This is a genomic window from Litoribacterium kuwaitense (genome assembly GCF_011058155.1).
Classification (GTDB): domain Bacteria; phylum Bacillota; class Bacilli; order Bacillales; family DSM-28697; genus Litoribacterium; species Litoribacterium kuwaitense.
The window spans coordinates 1-9333 of the sequence record NZ_JAALFC010000069.1; the positions used below are offsets into that span (position 1 = coordinate 1).

The 9333-nt window shown below is 44.8% G+C and carries 11 protein-coding genes and 1 riboswitch; of the genes, 3 read left to right on the forward strand and 8 right to left on the reverse strand.

The window, feature by feature from the left end:
• Positions 1 to 183: 183 nt before the first annotated feature.
• From G4V62_RS18365 to G4V62_RS18390, 6 genes are all read right to left on the reverse strand, one after another.
• Entirely contained in the window at positions 184 to 1182 is a 999-nt protein-coding gene (locus G4V62_RS18365) for an ABC transporter permease (protein ID WP_212508842.1), read from the reverse strand.
• 15 nt (positions 1183 to 1197) lie between these two features.
• Entirely contained in the window at positions 1198 to 3096 is a 1899-nt protein-coding gene (locus G4V62_RS18370) for an ABC transporter substrate-binding protein (protein WP_165205001.1), read from the reverse strand.
• A gap of 356 nt (positions 3097 to 3452) precedes the next feature.
• Positions 3453 to 4208 (reverse strand): class I SAM-dependent methyltransferase, encoded by a 756-nt coding sequence (locus tag G4V62_RS18375; RefSeq protein WP_165205003.1) that lies wholly within the window; start codon positions 4206 to 4208, stop codon positions 3453 to 3455.
• A 308-nt stretch (positions 4209 to 4516) separates the two neighbouring features.
• Positions 4517 to 4945: an OsmC family protein gene (locus tag G4V62_RS18380; protein WP_165205005.1), complete on the reverse strand. Its 429-nt coding sequence runs from the start codon at positions 4943 to 4945 to the stop codon at positions 4517 to 4519.
• 45 nt (positions 4946 to 4990) lie between these two features.
• Positions 4991 to 5719 (reverse strand): DsbA family oxidoreductase, encoded by a 729-nt coding sequence (locus tag G4V62_RS18385; RefSeq protein ID WP_165205007.1) that lies wholly within the window; start codon positions 5717 to 5719, stop codon positions 4991 to 4993.
• Positions 5720 to 5818: 99 nt separating this feature from the next.
• Complete coding sequence (locus G4V62_RS18390) at positions 5819 to 6397, reverse strand: TetR/AcrR family transcriptional regulator (RefSeq protein WP_165205009.1); 579 nt, start codon at positions 6395 to 6397, stop codon at positions 5819 to 5821.
• 152 nt (positions 6398 to 6549) lie between these two features.
• Between G4V62_RS18390 and G4V62_RS18395 the strand changes: the two genes are divergently transcribed.
• The 3 genes from G4V62_RS18395 (at position 6550) to G4V62_RS18405 (ending at position 7737) form a co-directional block, all read left to right on the forward strand.
• Complete coding sequence (locus tag G4V62_RS18395) at positions 6550 to 6768, forward strand: helix-turn-helix transcriptional regulator (protein WP_165205011.1); 219 nt, start codon at positions 6550 to 6552, stop codon at positions 6766 to 6768.
• Positions 6768 to 7175: a DUF2178 domain-containing protein gene (locus G4V62_RS18400; RefSeq protein WP_165205013.1), complete on the forward strand. Its 408-nt coding sequence runs from the start codon at positions 6768 to 6770 to the stop codon at positions 7173 to 7175. Before G4V62_RS18395 ends, G4V62_RS18400 begins: the two co-directional genes overlap by 1 nt.
• Before the next feature lie 172 nt (positions 7176 to 7347).
• Entirely contained in the window at positions 7348 to 7737 is a 390-nt protein-coding gene (locus G4V62_RS18405) for a hypothetical protein (RefSeq protein ID WP_165205015.1), read from the forward strand.
• 116 nt (positions 7738 to 7853) lie between these two features.
• On the opposite strand, the gene G4V62_RS18410 is transcribed toward G4V62_RS18405, so the two are convergent.
• Both G4V62_RS18410 and G4V62_RS18415 read right to left on the reverse strand, forming a co-directional pair.
• Entirely contained in the window at positions 7854 to 8759 is a 906-nt protein-coding gene (locus tag G4V62_RS18410) for an ABC transporter substrate-binding protein (RefSeq protein ID WP_165205017.1), read from the reverse strand.
• A gap of 78 nt (positions 8760 to 8837) precedes the next feature.
• Positions 8838 to 8947, reverse strand: a riboswitch (TPP riboswitch).
• Positions 8948 to 9178: 231 nt separating this feature from the next.
• Positions 9179 to 9333: zinc ribbon domain-containing protein (locus G4V62_RS18415; protein WP_165205019.1), on the reverse strand; the 155-nt coding region annotated here is incomplete at its 5' end.

Genomic DNA, 9333 nt, shown 5'->3' on the forward strand with positions numbered 1-9333 from the left:
CAATGCTCAAAGCTCGGCTGTTCGTACCGATTTTCATAATCGACTTGCATATTTAACGGAAAAATCCGCGGTCCAACCGTTGCCATAAGAATGAAAAAACGGTAATGATCAAGCCGATACACGAACGCCGGTTCGTAACAATGACGCGAAAAAATCAACCACTCCCTGCATCTCCATCCCCCCTTACTCTTCAATCCGAATTCTTGGATCGAGCTTGCTATAAAGCAAATCCGCAATAAAGTTTGCAATAATCATCGTAATCGCGATAAAGAGCAGAATTCCTTGCATGACAATATAATCCCGCTGCCCCGTCGCCTCAGCCATAAAATAGCCGATTCCTGGGTATTGGAAGAGGTTTTCAACGAGGATGGCACCCCCAAGCATCCCCCCTAAAAACACCGCGAGTTGGGTCACAAGAGGGATAATCGCATTTTTCTGAACATATTTACTAACGATGAGCTTCTCTGGCAATCCCCGTGCCTTTGCCGCTTCAATATAGTCATCGCCAAGCACACTGATCGCACTCCCTTTCATCATCAGTGCCCATTGGCCAATGAGCGTAAGCACGTACGTAAAGATCGGCAATGCCCCGTAATAGAAAATGCTCATAATAAATTCAACGTTAAACCCAGGGGTTAAATAGAAATCGTAGGCACCGTTAATCGGAAACCAGCCAAGCCCGTATGAGAACACGATGAGTAACAGAAGGGCAAAAATAAAGTCTGGCACCGCATTTGTGACAACGGAGTAGACCGAGATTACAGGGTCTAGCCACGATTTACGTTTATACGCCATCTTCACCCCTAAATACACCCCGATGACGAAACTAACGACTAAAGCAATACTCGACACAAACAGCGTCCACGGCAAAGCACTCGCAATAATATCATTCACCCGCAGCCCTTGATGAACCATACTGTAGCCGAGATTCCCTTGAGCTAAATTACTGACATACCGGGCAAATTGCTCGTGAATCGGTTCATTTGGATCATAATTAATCATATTGGCAACACGTTCATACGCTTCATCGATCGTAATATTGTATTGCAGCGCATAATCGCGAGCCCATTGGTCAATCGCACTGCCTGGGGTCATTCGTAAAAGAACAAAAGTCAGCACAACCGCTAGCACAATCGTCACTAGTGCACTGAGCACCCGTTTAAAAAAGATCCGTCGCGTCAACAAACGTCCCCCCTTTTACTCTTTTGGCCGGTATTGCCCTTCGATATATGGCTGAATGCCGGAATTAAAAAAGTTTGTTTTTAGCACTTCCTTCATATCCGCTTCCGTTTCCGGAACAGGCATATTGCGGTCATACTTTTCTATTTTCGATTCAAGCGGAAGCCCGCTCATTTTCCCTTGGTTAAGCCATGTCCCAGTCACATTTTGAAATAAATTGATCCCAAACGCTTCTTCGTTGTTCGCCCATGCCATACGGGAAAACCAGAGCGTATATTCCTCTTCATCCATATAAGGGATTCTTTGAACAACTTCATTCACATCAAACTCAACACCGTCATAGCTCGTCAAACGCAAATCAATTTTATTGCGTTTCCCGGGATCTTCATGATCTTCAGCGTAACGAGGCATGTGCATCATTTTCGCAATGCCACCTTCATACACTTCGCGAATCGACTGCCAAGGAAACATAAAGCCCCACGCAATGTCGACCCAGTCCATCGACATATGATACATCCCGTCGCCCTTCGTCGCATTGCTGAAGTAGACCGTTCCGTCCACAGCCATTAACCGCGTCGGCATGCCAAAAGCGGTCAGCTGCTCTGCAACGATCTGTCCGGGCATCAAGCCATTTTGCCACGCACCATTCACCCCAATAATAAAATCTGGACGAACGCCGTCAGGATCACGCCAAATGCCTTCTTCATCACGGCTCCAGCCAAGCTCAATCAGCATCGCTTCCGCCTTTTCTGGGTTATAGGAGTAGTCACGCATACTGTCGATGACTTCAGGCTTCAGCCAATTTTCCATATCAGAAGGGACAAGCCCTGTCAGCGAAATCGTTGGCTCCCGCCCATAGACATTCCCGACTTCTCTTGCTTTTGAGCGATCAATGGCATACGTGATCGCCTGCCTGAACTCATTTTGATCAAATGGCGGCATCGCTTGGTTGTAAAGAATGCCGACGGAAGCTGGATCGAGCATTTTAAAATGGACAAGGTCTTTATTTGCTGCCAATAAAGACTCCAAAATATCTTGTGGCGGTGTCCCATCCAAATAGTTCACTTGCCCTGAGCGCAGTAAGGCAAATGCCGCCGCCCCATCCGAGCCTGGGTTTTTAATCGTCAATTTGTCGAATTTAATTTGATCCGCGAGATAATAATCATCAAATTTTTCCAAAAGCATATCAGACGAGGTCACCCGGCTAATCGTAAACGGCCCCGTTCCGACCGGCATGTCTGGACCAGCTACGAGAAAGTCGCGCCAGTTTTTATCAATTTCGCTCATTAACGCATCATCAATCTGTAAGCCAAACCGGCCCTTCTTCAAAAGCTGCTCCTCTTGTGAATACCTCGGTGCCTCGGCCAACAGCTCCGCCGCGCGATCGACATACTCACCGTAAATATGATAAGGAATCGTCGCTTGCTTATCCTGCCCAAGCAAAAAAGATAGGACAATGTCATTCGCATACGGCTCTAACCAGTGCACACGGAAGGTCTTGTCATCAATTATTTCAATGTCCTCCATATACTGCGTCACTTCAGCACCGTTATTTAACATGTAATAAGCCCATATGTCTTTACTCGTCACCGGCACACCGTCGTGCCAAACAGCATCGTCGACAAGCTTTACCTCCACAAAGCCTTCCTGAAAGTCGACCGATTCCGCTAACCGCAAATGCTGTTCATTCGTAATCCGCACATTCTGCATTAAGCCTTCAAACACGTAGTTCGTCGCCTCACCTATGCCTCCATTTGCAAACGAATTCCCCTGAAACAACGGTGGCCGCGGCCAGCCCCCAGCCCAGCGCATCACTTTTTCATCTGCCCCTGGTCCCGCTGAACTGCAGCTTGCAGCAAACAGAAGCACAAAAGCAAGCAGCACAAAAGCGCGCGCTATAGGGAAAAATGTCTTCATATGCCAACCCCCTCGAGATAAACTATGACAAACCACACAAAAAGAAAACGCTTACATTATTGCTAAATCATCATTTTCCGAATCGCTGGTCGCCCTCATATCACTCCTTTACAACAAACATTTACAAATGAGGCGCATGTCACTAGCCTATGCACGACGAATACTCTCGGTGACGTTGAGTCCTCTTGATTTCTTCTAATCTATGCCAACAATGACTAAAGTTTACACAAAACTTTCAGACTACTTAACGTTCGTTAATTCAAGAGCTGTCGCAACCACAACCTTTCCGCACAACAAAAAGAACAACCCCTTTTTTATCGTCGTTTTAGGGGTTGCTCTCATTTAATTCTCTCTATTTACCTAACTGCCTCAAACGTCACCCATTCCGTCTCTTTGGTCGGTTGTTTTCCATAGCTGTACTCTGCAGAACAGGTGATTTGTGAGAAGCCGATCTTCTCTAGTAAAAGCGTGAATTCCTCAATGCCATACCACCGCAGCACAAACTTTTGCAGTTCAGAAGCGATTAATTCACCTTTGCGCCATTTTTCATATTTTAAGTGCGACAATGTATATTGCTCCACCCAATTGATTTCCACATGCGTGTCTTCAAGGAGAATCCCTTCATCATCAGACGATGGAAAGGTTGCCTTTGAAATCGTGCCTTGACGAAAATGACCTGGAATTTCAAGGTCAATGATGACACGACCGCCAGGCGTAAGGTGGTCATAAAAGCATTGCAAAGCCTTCTTCGCACCCTCTAGTGATTCGATTAAGGCAAACGACCCTGTCGGAATGATAATGGCTTCGTACGTCGAAGGTAACGAAAACTGCGTCAAATCACCTTCATAGACACTTGGCGACATTCCTCTATCTTCACAATTTTTTCGGCAAGCCGCCAGCATCTCCGGGGAATAGTCGATCCCATCAACATCAAAGCCTTTTTCAAGCAGAGGAACGAGAAAGCGTCCTGACCCAACGCCCGCCTCAAGGACTTTTCCCTTTGTTCCCGCGAGCCGCTCCGTGTAGTATTCAATATCACCACGAACCGAATGGCCGACCGGCTTTGTTAATTCATAGAGCTCCGTACTTAATTTTCCATAATAGCTAAACATCGTAAAACCTCCTAGCTTCATAACATATGAAGTCCACCCATAGAATGAAGATTAGGACATCTTGCATTCTTTGAAAATTATACCAGTATGAAAATGTTTTGCAATATAAAATTGTCTGTCCCCCAATTAAGACTCTTTGCTCTCAGACCCAACCGCTGGGGCTAGATGATCAATGAAAGCAATATCATAGGCAATCTCCACGAACAGACGGTATAAAATAGATCAGTCACTTCATATCAAGCCATGAAAAATAAAAAAGCTCGCCTTCAGTCATCACCATGACCGGGCGAGCTCTCTCTTGTACGCGCTTATTTCGTCGTCACTTTACCTTCTATAGCAAACTGGACGTCCGCTTTTCTCAGCATATTGCCGATGTCGCAGCCTTTATCCGCTGCTTCAAACAAACGATTGGCGGTTTCTGCTTGTTCTTCTGTCGCATCTGCCGCTAAGACAACGTGTGGATAATGGATAATTTTAAATTCATCTTTAGACGAGCTGACGTCGGAATTGATCGTGAGCTCTTCTACGGGAATCTCTCGTCTTTCTAGCATGTACACGAGTGTTGCTGTATAACAAGCATTGGCTGCGGAGACGAGAATTTCTTTAGGGTTCGCACCGTTTCCGCTCCCGCCTAATGCAGCTGGGATCGCAATATTTGTATCAATTCCCTCTGTTTTTAATACTCCGCTTCCTTTTGTTCCATTTGTCCAACTCGTTTGTACGTCATTCGTTGACATAGGATCACCATCTCTTTTCTTGTTGTTTTATGTTGTTTGCAATATTTATTGAGTGTCCTTTTCAGGAACAGCACAACGACCATCAGCACACATGCCAGCATCGCCGGCTGAAAGGTCTTGGAGCTGTGATTTTGCTTGCTCCTCTTCCCACACCTTTTGCAGTGCTCCGGCAAAGGTTTCCTCAGGCTGTGCCCCGGAAACAGTATATTTATTGTTAAAGATAAAATAAGGGACCCCGCTCACACCGTAGCTTTGCGCCTCTCTTTCATCTGCACGCACGGCATTCGCAAACTGTAATTCGTCAGCAAGCATTTGCTCAGCCTCTGTGCGATCAATGCCAACAGTTTCTGCGATACCGGCAAGTGTAGCGCGATTACCGACATCTTTTCCTTCCGTGAAAAAGGCATAAAACAACTCTTCTTTGACGTCTTTCTCTTTGCCATACGATTTGGCAAGCTTCAACAAGCGATGTGCATCAAATGTATTCGTCGGTTTCATGTCGTCAAAGTGAAACGACAAACCGACTTGTGCAGCCTGTTCCGTCATTGTGGAAGTCATTTCTTTTACCTGTGCCTCACTCATGCCATACTTCTTAGCCAAAAGCTCAGCATATGTCTTTCCTTCGTATAAGGGCGCATTCGGGTCTAGTTCGAAACTTTTAAAATTGATCGTTACATGTTCTTTATGAGGAAATGCAGCGAGTGCATTTTCCAATCTCCGTTTTCCGATATAACAAAAAGGACAAACGATATCAGACCAAATATCAACGTTCATGCGGTGCACCACCTTATCCATATATTCATTTTGTACCTACCAGTTGGTACAGAAAGTAGCTTATCATACAAGTGAGCTGAGGGGCAAGAAATAAAGCTTCTACGATTCTGTAAGGTTGAACTGTGCACGAATGACGTCAAACACATTGGATAAAAAGTGCGCGTCCTGCTGGTTTTTCATGAGCAAAATACCGCCTTCAACCATCGCGACGATCGCTTGAGCGTTTTTTTTCGTATCCATATTTGCGTCCAGTCGCCCTTCTTTCACCATACCTGTTAACGCCTCTTCAACAGCCCCGATCCAGCGGTCAAATACGTATTGAATTTTTTGGCGGAACGTTTCATCGTGCTCACTCATTTCGCACGCCAAGTTCCCAATCGGGCAGCCTGACATCATAAGGTCATCGGTGTAAAATGCCAAATTTTTATCAAGCATCTCATTTAGCTTCGCCGCAGGTTCCTCTGACGTTTCAAAAATCGAGAAGAAATGCGTTTCCCACTCGTTAATGACATTTTCTACAACCGCAAGGCCAAGATCATACTTCGAGGAAAAATAGTAATAAAATTGCCCTTTTCCGATCTCACTTGCCTCGAGAATATCACTAATTGATGTAGACCGGTATCCTTTTGAATTCATCAATTCTCGCGCCGTCAAAATGATTTCTTGTTTCTTAGACATCAACTCTCACACTCTCATCTCGTTTTACAAATTCGCTGTAGGTGGATTATAGTCGTAACTCTTTATTTGTGCAAGCCTCACTGCTTGATGTGTCTACCTATCGGCCTTAAATGTAAAGCTAGCTTTACACAGTCGTCGAAAAGAGGGATTGCATGAAAAATCGGATTGCCGAATTGCGAAAAGAGCGGCAGATGACCCAAAAAGATCTGGCAAATGTACTCAATGTATCACGCCAGACGATCATTTCATTAGAAAACGGGCGTTATAACCCTTCCATTTTACTCGCACATCATATTGCCAAAACGTTTCAGCAAACGATTGAAGACGTCTTTATTTTGAAGAAGGAAACAACACTGAGGAGGAATAAATGATGAAAGCCAACAGTCACCATAGGCTATGGAGCATTCTCATATTCATTTTAGGCGCTGGATTTATCAGCTTTGCAATCATGAGCACTGGCGAAAAAGACATGTTTCTCGGTGTGGGCGGCGGCATGATCGGTGTTGCGGTCGTCCGTCTGTTGCAAGGGGTGAAAATGAAAAAGGATCAAGAATACGCGAAAAAAATGGAGGTCAACCAAACGGACGAACGAAATCAATTTGTCGCCACTACCTCAAGGGCCAAAGCCTTCGAATATAGCTTGCTGATTGAAGGTGTGATTGTCATCATCAGTCTCATCACTGGAAATCCGATGCTTGCACAGACGATCGGATTGCTCATTTGTGTGCAAGTCATTGTCTATTTCATTGTTTATTTTGCGAATAACAAAAAGTATTAACTCACCTAAAGAAGAAATGATGTGTTTCTCTCGTAATATATTCTTTATTGAGAACCTTGATCAAGCAACATATAGGATGACTTATATTGTTACGTTTACGATCACGTAGTATCATGAGAGCAGATCTTGTCCGTGGCAGATGCATGATCTAATAAAGGGAGGTTGATGATCAATGAACAAAAACAGTCAAATACTTTTGCGCTTTGCTGGTATTTTTGGCGTCATCGGCGCCATCCTCGGTGCCCATATGGCTGGTGCTGGTTCTTACGCGTTTCGCCCAGTCCATGCGCATGTTCTCGTCGTTGGCTGGCTAAGCCTGTTTGCGTGGGCCGTATACTATAAGGTTTTCCAAACAAAACAAACGCTGTTAACGAAAATACACGTTTGGACCGCCATTATCGGTTCTATCGGTTTATCTGCCGGCATGTGGCTCTACATGGTCAAGCCCTTTGACCTTCCAGAAACAGTGACACTCATCGCATATATCGCCGGTGGCGTCGCCTTGCTCTTAAGCTTTGTCGTGTTCTTCTTGCTTACGTTGATGTATAAAGAAGAGAAATAATTTTTTCTCAGCAAAACGAACGAAGGGAATACCGACGTCGCATTTCTCGGTACTCCCTTTTTTGTGCGCCTACCCATTTTAAAAAGTAAGCCCCCTTGACGTAAGGGTTCACTCCCTCATTTCCGCGAAAAAACAAATGCATTTGTCCAGTATTCGTGTGAGTCAACCGTCTTCTCAATTTTCCCAACTGACTTGAGCCATTGCTGAAGCTCGTCATAATACTCAGCCGTCATTGAAAAATCATACGTAAAGCACGGCCATGTCGCTTCCATCATAGCCACAGCGAGCTCGTCTTCTCGATCTGTTTTTGTATAATCAACATAAATGGCTTTCGCTTCTTCTGGGTGCTCGTAAATAAAATCAATCGCTTTAGAAATCACTTTTAAGAAAGCTTGGATGACCGCTTCACGCGCTTGCAGAATCTGCGGCGAGGTAATGAAGATGAGTTGGCAAAAATCCGGGACACCCCAATCCTTCAACGCGAAGAAATCAACATCAAGCCCTTCATGCTTCGCTTCTGTCATTTCAAAGTTTCGGAAGATGAGCGTCGCAGCGTCGGCCTTATCGTTTTTCAAGGCATCTGTATGGTAAAAGCTATTGTTGACCGGCTGAAAATCTTCTAACGCACATACGCCGCCATCAGCTTCAACCATCGTTTTCACAATCGCAAGCCCGCCAAGGCCAGGTGCGCCTGGATATTGAATCCTTTTGCCGATCAAATCCATAGGGCGACGAATTCCCTTATCCTTCACGTACATGACACCGCCATTTGTATGTAAGAAACGGGCAAAACCGACCACAGGCTCATCATTGGCGCGATCTTCTACGAGATGAAGCGGCTCGGTAATGGCAATATCCATCGTCCCTTTCTTAATCTCATCGATCGCATCAAAATGCTCCTCAGGCTCGACCATGCTAATGTCGATATTCTCCTCTTCAAACCAGCCCTTCTTTATCCCGACCATTAACGGGATATGATCTGGATTCATAAACCATTCAAGTCCAACGGTAAGCTTCTCCATGCCAAAAATCCTCCTTAATCATCATAAAAAACCACTCCGAACCATAGGTAAGGAGTGGTTTAGTCATATGAATATTCACTAAACGAACGCTCACTTTCCTACGCTGGCATGACCCAGTTCAGGTAATAAGGGTTAAAGACGGATGTCTTCTCTCAGCTTTTTCTAACAAAGCACCCCTAGTGAAAAAATCAAATATGTGCAGCCCATCTGAGACTACATTACTTAGAAGCGTATCACAATGGATTCAAAGCGTCTATATTGATTGGCAATAATGAAGTTGTTTAATTTCAATGCTATAAACACACAAACACCGTCCTTAAATATGGCCGAGGTTAATTGAACTACCCCCACTTAACACTCTTACAAGCTGTTTGAAGTAGGAGATTCCTAAGAACACCAGCGTAACCGCCAGTTATTGATTAGGCTATCCCCGTAGTTCCTACGGTTAGAAGCCTTATCGCTTCGTTTTTAAGATTTTGTCCTGCGTTCATATCTCGATTGTGATGCGTGCCACAAGAAGGGCAATCCCACTCACGAAGGTTGAGATTTTTAACGTCTTTATTTTGGTAGCCAC

What these genes read in the sequence shown, in the direction of transcription:
- G4V62_RS18410 (WP_165205017.1), bottom strand. Translation starts at nt 8,759, where the DNA reads ATGGAGAAGCTTACCGTTGGACTTGAATGGTTTATGAATCCAGATCAT.
- G4V62_RS18375 (WP_165205003.1), bottom strand. Translation starts at nt 4,208, where the DNA reads ATGTTTAGCTATTATGGAAAATTAAGTACGGAGCTCTATGAATTAACA.
- G4V62_RS18390 (WP_165205009.1), bottom strand. Translation starts at nt 6,397, where the DNA reads ATGTCTAAGAAACAAGAAATCATTTTGACGGCGCGAGAATTGATGAAT.
- G4V62_RS18385 (WP_165205007.1), bottom strand. Translation starts at nt 5,719, where the DNA reads ATGAACGTTGATATTTGGTCTGATATCGTTTGTCCTTTTTGTTATATC.
- G4V62_RS18405 (WP_165205015.1), top strand. Translation starts at nt 7,348, where the DNA reads ATGAACAAAAACAGTCAAATACTTTTGCGCTTTGCTGGTATTTTTGGC.
- G4V62_RS18395 (WP_165205011.1), top strand. Translation starts at nt 6,550, where the DNA reads ATGAAAAATCGGATTGCCGAATTGCGAAAAGAGCGGCAGATGACCCAA.
- G4V62_RS18380 (WP_165205005.1), bottom strand. Translation starts at nt 4,945, where the DNA reads ATGTCAACGAATGACGTACAAACGAGTTGGACAAATGGAACAAAAGGA.
- G4V62_RS18370 (WP_165205001.1), bottom strand. Translation starts at nt 3,096, where the DNA reads ATGAAGACATTTTTCCCTATAGCGCGCGCTTTTGTGCTGCTTGCTTTT.
- G4V62_RS18400 (WP_165205013.1), top strand. Translation starts at nt 6,768, where the DNA reads ATGAAAGCCAACAGTCACCATAGGCTATGGAGCATTCTCATATTCATT.